A 14,602-nucleotide genomic window follows, 5' to 3' on the forward strand; every position below is an offset into this window, starting at 1 on the left:
TTCAAGCCCCTTTCTGTCTCTATTATAACTTGCTCCCCCAATTTAGAACCAAGCTTATGACAAAAAAAGAGCTTGAGGTTTTCCACCCCAAGCTCTTGACTAACTGACCGTGCGCGGCCGCTCCAATCGGCTGATGCCCGGAATATGCAGCGTAGACCACTGTGGCCTGAAATGATCTACGGTCGCTACTACAACGGTCATATCATCATGAACTACATTCTTCTGATAGCGGATGACCGATTCAAGCAGACGATCGGCAATCTCCTGCGGTTCCTCGGCCCCGATCTCCTGAATCAGCCGTTTGATCCAGAGTTCCTTGTTCACGGCCGGCCCCGGTGCATCATAGATACCATCGGTCATCATAATCAGCGTATCCCCCGGATACAACTGTACTGATACCAAATCTACCTCGATATCCTGAATAATCCCAATTGGCAGATTGCTTGCAGAGATAGGAATGACCTCCTGGCCCCGCTTGATAAAACTCGGCGATGAGCCAATCTTCATAAATGTCGTCCGTGCGGTGTATTGGTCAATCAGCGCCATGTCCACCGTAGCATAGAATTCATCCGGCGAGCGCAGCAGCAGCACAGAATTGACCGATTTGATCGCCAGCGTCTCTTCCATTCCCGACTGCAGCAATTGCTCCAAAATATTAAGTGCGGTACTGCTCTCCAGCCTGGCCCGCTCTCCATTACCCATTCCATCGCTTATCGCTACCGCAAAAGTACCGTTACCAAGTTCCTTCGCACTGAAGCTGTCCCCGGAGAGAATGTCGCCCCCCTTGGCCGTACCTGCCACGCCGGTCATAATCTCGAAGGTCTTGGCGGAGCCGAAGGTCACCGTGGCGAGTCCGTCCTTGCCCTTATGGAGCGTCTCGTTCATAACGGCAATATGCTCGCCCAGAATATCGGACAGCAGCGGACCGATGATTTTGCGGCATTCATCATACCCGCGAGTATACGCATGTACGATCTCAATCTCTACATTGCCATGGTCCAGGTTGATAATATCAATGCCATGTATAGACAGCCCCATCTGCTCCAGGGCCTCGCGAATTTGTGCCTCCTGTCGGTACATGGCTTGTCCTTCGCGCTGAATCTCACGAGCCAAATCCTCCATCACTTGCGAGACGCCAGATAATTGCTCGGCAACAAGTTGACGACTATCGTATATCTGCCGTTTCCAGTGCATATCATGTTGGTAAAGGTTGTACTCATGCTTCATAATCTCCAGTACCTGATCCGGCTTGACGCACAACTTGGTCCATCTTGCAGGAACCTCTGCGGCCGTGATGTCCGGCTTCTCTTCAATCGCCGTCATCATGTCGGTCATCAGCTTGTAGGTTTGGTAGAACTTCCCGTCCCAGCAACTGTTCCGCCGGTAGCAGGTAGCGCAAGCCCCTTCTGTTACCGCATTCATAAAATGGTCCATTTCCTCGCCCCGCTTGGCGATTTCCCCTGAGCTGGACACCTGCCCAAAGCTCCGCGCCAACTGCTTGAACACTTGGGAGAATTGGGCCACGCGTTCTGCCGTGATATCGCGTACCCGCTTGGCATACTCATGTTGCGTCTTGGCATGCTCCTGCGTACCCGGCACATACCCGGCAATGATTTGGATGGTTCTCTTTGGTGTTAACAAGAAGAACAACACGGCGGCACAGCTCTCCCAAGTGGAGGACATCACGTCAGTGGGACCAGCAATGTAGATGGACAGAATGGACGAACCGAGTAGCATCCCAAACCCAACCGCCCATTTGCGTCCTTCCTTCAGCATCCCGGCCAGCAGCCCTGAGAAGGCCAGCAGGCTCATCTGATATAACGCCCCTGTATCGGCCAGACTCAGAATAAGTCCGGTGATCACTCCGACCGAAGCCCCCAAGGGTGCTCCCCCGACAAAAGCAAACAATAGAATCAAATATCGCGACAGCACATGCTCTGCGGACAAGCCGGTAATCTCCCAGCCTACCGTTCCGGTCATGACCGAGGCCAGCAGAATAACCAGGCATAATATCTCTTCGCCGCGTAATTGGTGGTGCTTCTTCCTATGTGTAAATACCGGAATAGCTTGAATGAAGACCAGCGTAAGCACAAAGCTTAACAGCGCATCCATAACGGTCATCGTCAAGGCATACCATGTCAATGAAGGACCAATAACAGCACTGAACAAGCCAACGAAGAAGGTACTGGTAAATACCATAACCGGAGCATAAGAGATGTCCGCCCGTTCAAACGACTCGAGGCCCCGGTGAATTAGATAAAAGATCAGCAGCTCCACGGATATTTGCAGCACATGAGTATGAGCACCAGGCGCAAACGCTGCTCCGGCCAGCATAGCCACCCCTGTAATCCAGGCGATGTCTCGCCGCATAAATAACATAACCGCGAAGAAAGCGACGGCAAAGGGAGCCAGCTCGTCCAATATCGTGGCTTTCCCTAACAGGAAACTCATCATGATCAGCAATCCGTTCCATTTGTTAGCAGCCAGCATATGCTCAGCCCTCTGTACGGCAGGTAGTTCCGCAACAGCTTTTCGCCACGCGCCTTGGTCCCACATTTTTCTCATCCCCATAAACAGGGTGATATTCCACTTGTTCAACATCCCGGCACCACCTTTTCCTGAGTTAGTAAGGTATGTCCCATTATAGGAGGCCGCAAGTGGAAAGTTTGTCAGATACCGGAACCTGTCCAAAAGAAATTTCCGACAAATTGAGAGCGAAGGGCGACAACAGCGCGAACGCACGCGCCTCTAAAGGTTGAATGAGCTGAGGGGTGCTTATGTTCGTATAAAAACAGGGCATGTCTGTAGGGAAACCTCTTTTCTTTGCGCGCAGTCCTCGTAAAAACCCGTAACAACCTGTCGGCAAAAGTGGAGAGGCGACAAAAGCTGCTTTGTTTATAAATAAAAAATAAAGCGACTCTTTAAAAAAAGTCGCTAAGCATACAAAAAACCGCAGGCTAATTACGCTGCCTGCGGTGGGTCTAATATTGGATTAGGGATTACATTCGTTTGGCTCCGCGTCCTCCACGCTTCCCTTCCGTATTCTTCTTCAACGAAGAAATACGCTCCTCACTATCCTTAAGGAACCTGGAAACCTTATCCTCAAAGGTAGCTTTGCCGGCCGGGGGCTTGAAAGAACGTCCTCCACGATCCCGGTTAAATCCGCCGCCTGGACGGTCTCCGTCTCTTCCGCTAGGCCGATCTGTTCTCGGTGCACGAGGCGGTCTGGCAGCCTCTACCGGTTTGTCAACAGCCTGCTTGATGGAAAGTCCGATCTTGCCGTCCTTATCGACATTGATTACCTTCACGGTAACTGTGTCGCCGATCTTCAGATGATCGTTGACGTCCTTGACATAGTTGTCGGCGATCTCCGAGATGTGAACGAGACCCGTGACACCTCCTGACAGATCCACAAATGCTCCGAAGTGTGTAATGCCTGTCACTTTTCCTTCTAACTTGGTGCCCACTTCAATTGCCATAAAATAAAATGATCCTCCCTTAAAAATATACAGCCAGGCCTCGAAATCATGACTGCGGTGATTTGATTATACCGAATGACTGAAACAAGGTCAACAGACGTCTACCCCGCACGGGGTCAGTCATTTTCGGCTTCAGACTCGGATACCCGAACCGGAATTTCGCCGGGCTTGTACAGACCGTATTTCTTCATGGCAATTTGTCCAATATATTCGGGGTCATTCAGACGGTTAATTTCATATTTGAGTTGGTTCAAACTCTGCTCATTGGCATCCCTGGAAGCCTGCCGCTGTGCAAGTTGTTCAGATTTGGCGTTGATCTCCCCGGATTGGGAGACATAGGTGTAGCCGGCCCAGCCGAGAAATAGCACCATTAACGTCATCCAGAGCCGCAGACGCCGCTTGGCTGACACCGATCCATTCTTGGTAGAAGACTTGGAGTTGTTTGAAATTTTCGAATTTGTCGGCACAGCACGCCGCATCAGGGCACCCCCAAACATGTTATTCTTTATTAAACCAACGTAACAAACGCAAACAACGATCCCGCCACATGGCCGCCCAATGCTGAACCTTGGTCCACCCTTCCGGAATTCTCAGCTTCCTCCAGATAGGCCTAAACGCCCACCGGATTAACTTCCAGATCGGCAACAACGTTATCCGAAGCAGGAATAATAACCCAATCCATAGGAAACCAAGCATAAGCCGGATCAAATTGACCAGCCATTTCAGCGGAGCGATCAATAAAATCTCAATCGTTCGTACGATCATGCGATAAATTTTGTTAGATATCCTCATTAACATTAACACAAAACGCTCTGTTATAACACTTAGGAACAAAAAATAAATCCAAATGCCTATAAACAATCCCAAGAAAACATAAAATCGTAATTCTCCATGGTTGCTATGGTACAACACCCGAAATACGAACAAAGCTGCCGCTACCCAATACAATAAATCGAGAACATGAATACTCCACCGGGGAAAATGAAGTTGTCCAGATACAACCCGGTAGCTGTCGAAGGCTACCCCCAAAATGCCTCCAGATGCGAGCATCCATAGCAAAGTGATCCATTGTGTCTCCAGATTCATCGGAACAGCTTGCCGAGCAAGCCTTTCCCGGATGACTGGGAACCCGGCTCCAGATAGGACAGCGTATGGACCAAACCTTCAATGCTGACCAATCCTTGCTCCAAATTGAGATTTTTGATATGTAAATTCTGCCCTCGAATCGTCAAATGCCCAAGCTCGGTCTGAAGCAGGAACTCCTCACTGTCAAAGCTCTCCACATTGAGTACCCCCGAAATCTCCAGCAGCTTGCGATTCATCAAGTGCAGCTCCTGATGCTTGCCCTTATTAAGCTCGACCATAGCATGTACCCCTCCTTCTTATCCCTAGCTTATGGGGGTGAGGGAGGGTTTAGAACTCCAGAACAATACTCAGCGCCTACGTAGTTAAAAACAAAAAGCCCCGCACGTAATGTGCGGGGCCTTTTGTTAGCTTCTCGCCTTACATCCAGTCTAGACCGGACTCCTTGGCGATCGGCTCTTCCTTGACCAAGGTATACATGGTAGCAGCTTCGTCCTTACGAGTAGTCTCAACCAAGCGTTCGACACGAACGGTCACCAGCTTTTGGCCGAATTGAACCGTAATCTCATCGCCGATCTTGACGTTACTGCTCGGTTTAGACTCACGTCCGTTGATCAGGACTCTGCCTTGCTCGGAGACATCCTTGGCCACCGTACGCCGCTTAATCAACCGTGACACCTTCAGGAATTTATCAAGACGCATTATTTTACAGCTTCTTTAAGCTTGTTGCCCGCTTTGAATGCCGGAACATTGGAAGCCGGGATCTCAATAGTTTTGCCGGTTTGCGGGTTGCGGCCCGTACGACCGGAGCGTTTGCGAGTTTCGAACGTACCGAAGCCGATCAATTGTACTTTGTCTCCGCCAGCAAGCGCTTCGGTAATTTCACCGAGGAAGCCGTTCAATACGGATTCAACGTCTTTTTTAGTCAAACCGCTTTTGCTGGAAATGTTGTTGATCAGATCTGTTTTGTTCATTAATAATGCCTCCCAATATTAAAAGAAATAGGTGATACCTTGGTACTACAGGCATAAATGCCTGATCTAGGCCCGTCGATATCTTTGTATGAGTATTCTTGCTTGAGATGAAAAATCCTGCACCATTTGGAACTTTTTTTTGTTTTTTTCGCAAAAAAACCGATATTTAGGCCTTTTATCCCATTATTCCCGTTCTTTCGACTTAGCTTCATCCCACAGCTTGTCCATCTCCGCTAAAGTGCTGTCGCTCATGGATTTTCCCTGTTCGCTCAATCGCTGCTCCACATAGTGAAACCGCCGGGTGAATTTGCGAATGGTTTGCGTTAGCGCCAGTTCCGGATCAGCCTTGATATGACGAGCGGCATTGACGACGGAGAACAATACATCGCCAAGCTCCAGTTCCTGTAGCTCCGGCGCTAACCCTTCGGCTACCGCTGCTCTCAATTCAGCAACTTCCTCCTCCAGCTTGGCCCAGACACCATCGATTTCATCCCAGTCAAATCCGACCTTCGCCGCCTTCTTCTGCAACTTGTAGGCCTTCATGAGCGCGGGTAGATCGCGAGGCACCCCGTTCAGCGCAGATGGCTGCTCGTCGATGACGCCCTTCCGCTTCTTCTCCTCTGCCTTCATTGCTTCCCAGTTGTTCAATGCGGCCTCGGCATCCTCAGCACTTAATTGTCCGAATACATGCGGATGACGATAAATCAGCTTCTCATTCAACTCCTGGATGACGTCATACACCGTAAAGACGCCTTCTTCCTCTTCCATCTGTGAATGGAGCATCACCTGGAGCAGCAAATCCCCCAACTCTTCCCGCATATGATCGGGATCATCCTCGTCAATGGTCTCCAACACCTCGTAGGTTTCCTCAATGAGATTTTTGCGGATAGATGCATGGGTTTGCTCCCGGTCCCAAGGACAGCCGTCTGGACTCCGCAGGATTGATACGATCTCATGAAGACGCTGAAAGCTGCGCATACGCAGCGCGTCGTCGTTACTGGCAGGGACATATACCAAGGATAAATTACCGTACCCCTGAATTCGGTCCAGTTCATACAACGGAATTCGCTCGATCTGCTCCTGCCCGTCTACGCCCAGCGCGTGTCCAACAACAATGGGGTAATCATCCGGTAACAGTTCCATCAGTCCAAGCTTCACCTCAGAGGCGGTAAGCACGTCATACACCTGCCCAATCAACGTATGCTGACGGGGATCAATCGCCCACCCACTGCCAAGGGCCGACGCATCCAATAATTGAAAACCTTCAATGGGATCGAAGCCCAGCCGGAGGAAGGCCTCGTCTAAGAAGCTCTCTCCCCCAATAATAGAAAGGGGAATCCCCCTCTCTTCGCAACGCTCTCGCAATAGCTTCACCGTAGCCTCCGCCACCATGGGGTGCCCGGGAACCGCATAAACAATCTCGGAGCCTGGAGAGCTAGCCTCAGCATAGCTCAGCAAACGGGTAGCAATCTCCTCATACACTTCGGAGAATTGATCCTTCGCTTCATATACCTCGTCAAACGAGGTGAATTCCACTCCTGTCTCCGCCAGCCAGGAGACGACCGGATGATCCTTCGTTCTTATGTAACGCTCGCTGGCGCCCTGCAATCGTTTCAGGCTCCCTAACGTGAGCCGGTCGGGATCACCGGAACCAAGGCCAATGACCGTAATGGTTGCGCTCATGCTCTTCCTCACTCCCTGTCCGTTCATCATGTTTTTAACTATACCATTGCCGGAGCCGAATATGAAATCGGCGAAGGCAATGGACTCCGCAGGAGTAAGCGCTTAGGCTAGCCGCATCAGGATGGCGGCAGCAAGCGCAGCTTCCGAAGCAGCGACAGCAGCTTCGTCCCCACCCGCGGCAGAGCGCCCAGCTCTGCCGCCGTAAGCAGCCGTGTGCGTAGCACGGCTGCGACAAACACGGCTGCGCCCAGCAGCACGCCGAGCAGGCTCACAGCCGCAGCCAGGCAGCAGCAGCGCAAGGTTCAGCGCAGCGGCTACGCCATAGGCGGCGATACCCGCAATCGCCGCCCCGGTAATCCCAAGCTGCGGCACCAGCAGCGCGTTCAGCGCGGTCTTCAGGATCGCCGCAGCAAGCAAGTGCCAAGCCGGGGCTCGTACATGCCCGAGCCCCTGCAGTAAAGCGCTCGTCACGGCGACCATAGCGCCTGGCGCCGCCGTCCAGGCGATCCAGGCCAACGTGCCGGTGCCTGTCGCATCCTCGTACAGCATCACATTGATCGGCTCCGCCAGCATGGATAAGCCCAGTGAAGCCGCCAGGCCGATCAGCCAGAACCACCGCAGAGCCAATTGCACCTGCTTACGTATAGCTGAATCGTTCCTTTTAATTTGCAGTTCGGCCATAGCCGGGATAAATAACACCGACAAAGAACTGGCCAACATCGTTACTAGCTGCACCAGCGGAATTCCCCGATTATAGACCCCTACCTGAGCCATGATCTGCAACTCCCCGCCATGTCCAGGCAAGAGACGTGGCAGAGTAAATGTATCAACCAGACTCATCAGCGGTACAGCAAGCGCCGCCAGGCTGATAGGCAGGGCATACTTCCATAACGCCCCTAAGAGAGCTATTCTGGTCACAGAAGACGCGGCAAGAGACTTGCCTTGTCCATCTTCAAGCTTCGCACCTGGCTCCGACACAGGGCGCTCAGCGCGAGCTACCGAGAGTCTCCCGCCGAATTTTGGCCGCGCTGAACCTCTCCCATGGTTATGCCAATAAATCAGCATCACCATCAGGCCTACCGCTGCTCCCGCAGCCGAGCCTGCCAAAGCCCCTCCAGCAAGCACATGCTCCGGCATATGTAATCCACTTAGATAAAGTAATAAAAGGATCATAACCGCGACGCGGGCAGCTTGCTCTGTCACTTGAGACAGAGCAGTAGGCACCATGTTCTGCAAGCCTTGAAAATAACCTCGCAATGCCGCCGTCAGCGGCGCAAACAACAGCGCTGGAGCAGCGCCCTGCAAAGCCGGGACAAGCAAGCTGCTGCCAATGAGCCGAGACAGCAATGGCGCTCCAAAATAAAGCAGCGCAGCACAAACAGCGCCCAGCAACGACATGCCAACAGCGGCCGTCCTCAACACTTCCCTCTGTTCGCTCTCTCGGCCGCTAGCTTGCCGCTCTGCCACAAATTTGGCTACCGCCGCCTGGAACCCCGCGGTCGTTAACGTCAGAAAGAGCAGATAAAAAGGATACACCGTATTATAAATGCCAAAAACACCGTCTCCCCCAATATTTTGCAGCGGAATCTTCTGCAGCATCCCGAGCAATTTGGTCAGCAGAGCCGCCGCGCTAAGCACGGCTGCCCCCTTCAACAGCTTGGAGGACAGGTTGTCCTTCGTCGTCATCATAAGTTACCTACTTTGCCAATTAAGATTAGCTTGCTTCACTCGCAGGTTTCATTATAAGACGAAACGCAAAAAACTTACACCTCCGTCCCGTGGCAGACTGACCGCCTTAGTAACCGGATGTGTAAGTTTATAGATGCGCCCTGCGTGAATAGCAATCGTCCTACTGCTCCATTTGTTTAGCCAGAAAACCTGCTGCAGTTTCAGCCATTTTAGACTCCAGATCAGACATCTTCACAGAGTCATCTTTGTTGAGCAGTATCACTGTGCCAATAGGGTCGCCACCAGCAATAATCGGAGCGATAACAAAGGAAGAGATATTTTCAGGTCTGTCCTTGGTAATCTCATAAGATCCCGAATCGGTGTCCACAATGATTTTCCGACTTTCCATACTACTCTCAAGGAGCATGCTGACTTGCTTGTCCAGATATTCTTTCTTGGAAGCCCCTGCTACCGCAATGATGGCATCACGGTCGGAGATCAGTGTAATATGTCCTGTGCTCTCATACAGCGATTCTGCATACTCCTTGGCGAAATCGCCCAGTTCACCAATCGGTGAGTATTTCTTCAGAATCACTTCTCCATCCCGATCCACGAAAATTTCTAACGGGTCTCCTTCACGAATACGTAAGGTCCGGCGAATTTCCTTAGGGATAACGACACGGCCCAGATCATCGATACGGCGTACAATACCAGTAGCTTTCATTTTACTTGTTGCCCCACTTTCTTAAGAAGTTTTGAACTACGGTTTTATAGACGGTCTCTATGCAAATCGGATGAACGCAGCTTTATGCGTCTTACACTTTTGCCAAAGCGCTGACCGAGGTTCGCGAATAGGGAGAGATGCCTCTGTGATTCTGACCATAGTATTCATCGGTGGGGAACACCTTATTCATCATAATGCACCATGATTTTTTATTATCGACTGTGCATAAGGATTTGCCTTTAGGGCAAAAGAAAACAGCGCAAACACATGTTTGCGCTGTTTTAATTTTTTCTTGCTTATGATCGGGAATCTGAGTTTACTTGCCCGTGTTAGTGCTGTTGCCTTCGCCTTCAGCACCGTTTGTAGCCCCATCGGTATCAGTGCCCGCATTTCCAGAACCTTCGGTTCCGGCATTGGTGCCTGCATCTGTACCTTCATCGGTCTTCACTGGAGGCAGCTCAATTTTCTTAATAATGTTCTTCTCCAGGTCCCCTGCCATGAACTCGTCCAATTTATTCGCGGCCAAGTTCGTTTTAATCATTTCCTTCTCTTCATTAGTCAAAGCATCATAGGTCTTCTCCGTACGCGCTTCAACGCGAATCACATGATAACCAAATTGAGATTCCACAGGCTCGCCGATTTCGTTCAAGGGTTGCGTTAAAGCAGCCTCTTTAAACTCGGGTACCCACTGGTCTACGGATACATTTTCATACAGTCCACCATTTTCTTTGGACCCTGGATCTTCGGAGTATTCCTTCGCGAGTGCAGCGAAATCATCCCCTTTATCCAATTTAGCCTTAACGTCTTGAGCTAACTTGAGTGTATCTTCTGGAGTCCGCTCTTTGCCTTCAGGATCGGTAAAGTTAATCAATATATGACGCACAGATGCTGTAGTGTAGCTATCTTTGGTAGCATCAAATTCTTTCTTCACATCATCTTCAGTAATTTTCTGCTGCTCACCTTCCATGACGGTGAAGATCCGCGTCATGTAGGCCGCGAACTGAGCTTCGGTCAGTTGCTGAGAATCGAGCATTGTCTTAAAGGTTTCATCACCATAAGCAGCCTTCATTTCTTTAAGCTGATCTTCGGCTTTTTTCTTGCCTGCATCCTTTGTCTTCTTATCAGCCTTGCCTTCCAGATATTCGTAGGCAATTTCCTGCTTGATCAGGAATTCCCGGAAATCCTCCATTTGGATCAATTGCTCCATTTGTGGTTGAAGAGCCAGGACCATGCGTTGCTCGAGGTCAAACTCATTCTCGGTAATCTCGCCGCCCTCATAGGTAGCAATCACCTTGCTGCTATCCTTGCCTTCTCCAGCTTCTTTTTTCCCGCATCCCGCCATCACGGTGAAGGCTAGTACCGCCACAAGGGCAATCATTAGCGTTTTCCAAGAACGCTTTTTACTTTGAAACATTTTGTAGTTCCCCTTTCGCTTTGAACGCATCTTTTAACGCATCCAGAAATTGTTCCAATAAACTCATCAACTCTTGATCGTTCATCCCTTTGACTTTCATGCGGATGAGCATCACGGACCCTTGACTAAATTGTACACGTCTTCCGAACAGATTTCCAATTTCCGCAAGTTTATTCGGAATGACCACTTTCTCTCGCCCCTCGTGGAACTTCAGGACAACCTCATCAGCACGAAGCGCGATGGACTCAATACCGAACTGCTTGCCGTACAGCTTGACCCGAGCCACGGACAGGAGGTTGCGTACCGCTTCAGGTAGGTCTCCGAACCGGTCCAGCATCTCGTCCTCAAGCTCGGCCACGTCCTCGAAGGATGTAACGGAAGCTGTCTTCTTATAAATCTCAATCTTCTGAATACTATCATAAATGTAATCAGACGGTAAATACGCATCGATACCAAGGTCAATGGAAGTGTTCCAACTTGTATCGGCCACATCGGTCTCGCCCAGCATCGTTACCTTACGCTTCTGAATTTCCTCAGCCAGCATTTGCGAATACAAATCAAAACCGACTGACGCGATAAATCCATGCTGCTCAGCGCCCAGCAGATTACCGGCGCCCCGAATGGAGAGGTCACGCATCGCTATTTTGAAGCCAGAGCCAAGCTCAGTGAACTCTTTGATCGATTGCAGCCGCTTCTCAGCGACCTCTGTCAGCGATTTGTCCCGCTGATACGTAAAGTAGGCATACGCAATCCGGTTGGATCGCCCTACCCGTCCACGCAATTGGTACAACTGGGACAAGCCCATTTTATCGGCATCATGGACAATCAACGTGTTCACGTTAGGAATGTCCACCCCGGTCTCAATGATACTTGTACTGACCAGCACGTCGTACTCCCCGTCCAGGAAATCAAGGATGGTCTTCTCCAGCTCCTGCTCCGACATCTGACCATGTCCAATCCCTACACGGGCCTCAGGTACAAGCATCGATATTTGCGCAGCCATCTCCTGAATGCCTTGTACACGGTTATACAAGTAATAAATCTGGCCGCCTCTTGCCATCTCGCGTTCAATCGACTCTCGTACCAGCGCCTGGCTATGCTCCACCACATAGGTCTGTACAGGGAAACGGTTCTCCGGCGGTGTCTCAATAACGGACAGGTCACGCACACCTAGCATCGACATATGCAGCGTCCGCGGAATAGGCGTTGCCGTCAATGTCAACACATCGACATTGGTCTTCAGCTTCTTGAGCTTCTCCTTATGAGTTACGCCAAAGCGCTGCTCTTCGTCAACAATTAACAGACCGAGATCCTTAAATACCAGGTCCTGCGACAGAATCCGATGGGTTCCGATCACAATATCCACTGTACCCTGACGCACACCTTTAATGGTCTCATTCTGTTCCTTGCGGCTACGGAAACGGCTTAACGTTTGGATATTGATAGGATAACCTGCAAAGCGTTCACGGAACGTCTCGTAATGTTGCTGAGCCAGAATCGTCGTTGGCACCAGTACCGCTACTTGCTTGCCCTCAATGGCTGACTTGAAGGCAGCCCGAATGGCCACCTCGGTCTTGCCATAACCGACGTCGCCGCAGAGCAGCCGGTCCATAGGACGGCTCTTCTCCATATCCTTCTTAATCTCTTCAATGGCCCGAAGCTGATCAGGGGTCTCATCGTAAGGGAACATTCCTTCAAATTCATGCTGCTCCGGTGAATCCTTCTCGAAGCCATAACCCGGTGCGGCCTGACGTTCAGCGTACAATTTAATTAGGTCATCAGCAATATCCTGTACCGAGGAACGAACTTTGTTCTTTACCCGAGTCCATTCATTACCGCCCAGCTTGTAAACCTTCGGTTCCTTCTCTTCCGAGCCCACATACTTCTGAATCATGTCGATCTGTTCGATCGGGACGGAGAGCTTATCACCACCAGCATATAGAATATGCATATAGTCTTTATGAATGCCCGCGACTTCCAGCGTACCGATGCCTAAGTATTTACCGATACCGTGGTTCTGATGGACCACGTAATCGCCCACCTTAAGCTCCGTATAGCTCTTAATGCGCTCAGCGTTGTCCATGCTCTTGGCGACGCGACGTGCCTTGCGTTGCTTCTGAGAGAACATTTCTCCCTCAGTAATGACAACCAGATGCACGGAAGGTAGCTCAAAACCTGATTGCAGATTGCCCTTAAGCAGGGTCGGTTCCTCAATTCCATAGTCCTGTAGCACCCGCCGCATACGCTCCATGCGTTCTTCGCCGCTTGCCAGCATCATAACGTTAGCGCCGCTCTTCTTCCAACGCTCCATCTCGGCCTTAAGCACATTCATCTGACCGTGAAAATCCTGCATTCCCCGGCTGACAAAATTAATAATGTTCTGCGGCTGGGAATGTGGCACTTGCCGCAAGAATAAGGACAGGAACAAGGTCTGGAACGGTCGATGGTATAAGGCACTATCTCCATCCACACCCAGCGGCAACTCGGGCAAGCTCTTCCCATTCTGGAACAAATGCAGATTCCACTCGGCTTCGTCACGTTCAAGCTGCTTGGCCGTCTCCAGCAGACGAGCCGGTTCATCCAGAATGAGCAGGGTATCCTCAGGCATATAGTCATACAAGAGACTTCTCTCCGGATAGATCTGTGAGATGTATTTGTACATCTCCGGGAAATGAACATGCTCTCGCAGCATCTCCATTTCCTTGAACAGTTCCTCACGCAGTCGGTTCTTCGCCTGACGGTCAGTCATTTTATCCAATTGGATTTCCAGCTTCTCCGCCACCGCTTGGGCTGCCCGCTCCAACCGTTCTGTCGAAGCGATCAATTCCTTGCATGGAGGGATGAAGACCTCCTTCACCTGGTCTACCGACCGTTGATCTGCCGGATCAAAGGTACGGATCGAATCCACCTCATCATCAAACAGCTCAATCCGATAGGCCATGGTGGAGGTCAACGGGTAGATATCAATAATACCGCCCCGCAGACTCATTTCCCCACGTGACTCGACGCGTTCAACGCGTTCATAGCCAAGTTCAACCATACTCTTTAGAAAAGCTTCCAACTCCACCGTTCCGCCCAAGGTGATGTGTATGCCAGCTTCAGCCATCGCTTTCGGGGTTGGAATATACCGCCGAATACCGGAATAAGGCACCACTACAATGCCCCGATAACCTCGGGAGCATTGTAGAAGTACCTCAATCCGCTGCGCCAGCGTTTCCGGACTGGATACAGCCGACTCCGCAGCCACCAACTCATTCGCCGGGTACAGCAACACCCCGTCCGGTGTTAGCGCTTCCTGTAAATCTTCAAATATTTTCTGGGCAGCAAACATATTGTGGGTCACGACAAGAAGGGGACGATTTGTTTCCTGCTGCAAAGCGGCCAGCATGACCTGTCTGGATGATCCTGACAAGCCGGAAATCAACTGCTCCTTCATGCCTGAATGAACACCCGCGACTGTAGTAGCAAAGTCGTCATCCCGGGAAAAAGCTTGAATAAGTGCTTGTAGCAAAATGAGGCACCTCTCTTACTGCTTATTAAATCTATATCGTTTCCATACTCGAACCAAAAAGGAGCC

At 50.7% G+C, this 14,602-nt stretch carries 11 protein-coding genes and 1 pseudogene; all 12 read right to left on the reverse strand.

Translation table 11 applies throughout. From position 1 onward, the window contains the following. Positions 1–99: 99 nt before the first annotated feature. Positions 100–2,565, reverse strand: a complete 2,466-nt coding sequence (gene spoIIE, locus BN3279_RS00440; RefSeq protein ID WP_392396813.1) for a stage II sporulation protein E — start codon at positions 2,563–2,565, stop codon at positions 100–102. 434 nt (positions 2,566–2,999) lie between these two features. Next, the gene (locus tag BN3279_RS00445) at positions 3,000–3,479 is read right to left on the reverse strand and encodes a S1 domain-containing RNA-binding protein (protein ID WP_059048738.1); all 480 of its coding nucleotides are present in this window, start codon (positions 3,477–3,479) and stop codon (positions 3,000–3,002) included. Between the two features lie 116 nt (positions 3,480–3,595). Beyond that, positions 3,596–3,946 (reverse strand): FtsB family cell division protein, encoded by a 351-nt coding sequence (locus BN3279_RS00450; protein ID WP_232436722.1) that lies wholly within the window; start codon positions 3,944–3,946, stop codon positions 3,596–3,598. Positions 3,947–3,977: 31 nt separating this feature from the next. Then, positions 3,978–4,565, reverse strand: a complete 588-nt coding sequence (yabQ, locus tag BN3279_RS00455) for a spore cortex biosynthesis protein YabQ (RefSeq protein WP_059048740.1) — start codon at positions 4,563–4,565, stop codon at positions 3,978–3,980. Beyond that, a complete protein-coding gene (gene yabP / locus BN3279_RS00460; protein ID WP_059048741.1) occupies positions 4,562–4,843 on the reverse strand; it encodes a sporulation protein YabP in 282 nt (93 codons plus the stop codon). Before yabP ends, yabQ begins: the two co-directional genes overlap by 4 nt. A gap of 139 nt (positions 4,844–4,982) precedes the next feature. After that, complete coding sequence (locus BN3279_RS00465) at positions 4,983–5,264, reverse strand: RNA-binding S4 domain-containing protein (protein ID WP_018753533.1); 282 nt, start codon at positions 5,262–5,264, stop codon at positions 4,983–4,985. Further along, entirely contained in the window at positions 5,264–5,536 is a 273-nt protein-coding gene (locus BN3279_RS00470) for an HU family DNA-binding protein (RefSeq protein ID WP_018753532.1), read from the reverse strand. Before BN3279_RS00470 ends, BN3279_RS00465 begins: the two co-directional genes overlap by 1 nt. A 183-nt stretch (positions 5,537–5,719) precedes the next feature. Further along, a complete protein-coding gene (yabN, locus tag BN3279_RS00475; protein ID WP_059048742.1) occupies positions 5,720–7,219 on the reverse strand; it encodes a bifunctional methyltransferase/pyrophosphohydrolase YabN in 1,500 nt (499 codons plus the stop codon). A gap of 116 nt (positions 7,220–7,335) precedes the next feature. Further along, positions 7,336–8,908: pseudogene (locus BN3279_RS00480) on the reverse strand (polysaccharide biosynthesis protein). Positions 8,909–9,068: 160 nt separating this feature from the next. Further along, positions 9,069–9,611 (reverse strand): stage V sporulation protein T, encoded by a 543-nt coding sequence (spoVT, locus tag BN3279_RS00485; RefSeq protein ID WP_059048743.1) that lies wholly within the window; start codon positions 9,609–9,611, stop codon positions 9,069–9,071. 316 nt (positions 9,612–9,927) lie between these two features. After that, complete coding sequence (locus tag BN3279_RS00490) at positions 9,928–11,025, reverse strand: peptidylprolyl isomerase (protein WP_059048744.1); 1,098 nt, start codon at positions 11,023–11,025, stop codon at positions 9,928–9,930. Continuing rightward, the gene (mfd, locus tag BN3279_RS00495; protein WP_059048745.1) at positions 11,012–14,536 is read right to left on the reverse strand and encodes a transcription-repair coupling factor; all 3,525 of its coding nucleotides are present in this window, start codon (positions 14,534–14,536) and stop codon (positions 11,012–11,014) included. The genes BN3279_RS00490 and mfd overlap by 14 nt, the downstream gene beginning before the upstream one ends. Between the last annotated feature and the right edge of the window lie 66 nt (positions 14,537–14,602).

The organism is Paenibacillus senegalimassiliensis (genome assembly GCF_001486585.1).
GTDB lineage: Bacteria > Bacillota > Bacilli > Paenibacillales > Paenibacillaceae > Fontibacillus > Fontibacillus senegalimassiliensis.

What these genes read in the sequence shown, in the direction of transcription:
- spoIIE (WP_392396813.1), bottom strand. Translation starts at nt 2,565, where the DNA reads ATGAGAAAAATGTGGGACCAAGGCGCGTGGCGAAAAGCTGTTGCGGAA.
- BN3279_RS00445 (WP_059048738.1), bottom strand. Translation starts at nt 3,479, where the DNA reads ATGGCAATTGAAGTGGGCACCAAGTTAGAAGGAAAAGTGACAGGCATT.
- yabQ (WP_059048740.1), bottom strand. Translation starts at nt 4,565, where the DNA reads ATGAATCTGGAGACACAATGGATCACTTTGCTATGGATGCTCGCATCT.
- yabP (WP_059048741.1), bottom strand. Translation starts at nt 4,843, where the DNA reads ATGGTCGAGCTTAATAAGGGCAAGCATCAGGAGCTGCACTTGATGAAT.
- BN3279_RS00465 (WP_018753533.1), bottom strand. Translation starts at nt 5,264, where the DNA reads ATGCGTCTTGATAAATTCCTGAAGGTGTCACGGTTGATTAAGCGGCGT.
- BN3279_RS00470 (WP_018753532.1), bottom strand. Translation starts at nt 5,536, where the DNA reads ATGAACAAAACAGATCTGATCAACAACATTTCCAGCAAAAGCGGTTTG.
- yabN (WP_059048742.1), bottom strand. Translation starts at nt 7,219, where the DNA reads ATGAGCGCAACCATTACGGTCATTGGCCTTGGTTCCGGTGATCCCGAC.
- spoVT (WP_059048743.1), bottom strand. Translation starts at nt 9,611, where the DNA reads ATGAAAGCTACTGGTATTGTACGCCGTATCGATGATCTGGGCCGTGTC.
- BN3279_RS00490 (WP_059048744.1), bottom strand. Translation starts at nt 11,025, where the DNA reads ATGTTTCAAAGTAAAAAGCGTTCTTGGAAAACGCTAATGATTGCCCTT.